The organism is Halohasta sp. A2 (genome assembly GCF_056175805.1).
The window spans coordinates 1-255 of the sequence record NZ_JAQFWV010000285.1; the positions used below are offsets into that span (position 1 = coordinate 1).

1 pseudogene is annotated in these 255 nt (G+C 49.8%); it reads right to left on the reverse strand.

Annotation, left to right across the window (positions count from 1 at the left end):
* Positions 1 to 64 precede the first annotated feature (64 nt).
* Positions 65 to 255, reverse strand: a pseudogene (locus tag O2S87_RS19160) (IS4 family transposase); the annotation flags it as partial.

Below are 255 nucleotides of genomic sequence, written 5' to 3' on the forward strand. Positions count from 1 at the left end.
TACCAATGAAATAATAGAATCAAATCCATTCTACGGTGGATGTCGCTGAATGAGCGGCCAGCGCTCATTCAGCACCAAGTTCGTAACCCTCTGCCCACATGCGAAGCTTTTGCAGTCCCTTCCACATTGTCTGCCAGCCTGGCGGTGGATCCGATCCACGGTCTAAGTATCCACCAAGTTTCGCTACGTGTATTGCATACGCTTTACCGTTCTTCCCGCTCAGTTCTGGAAATTTCGTTTCCAGAACTGCGCGTT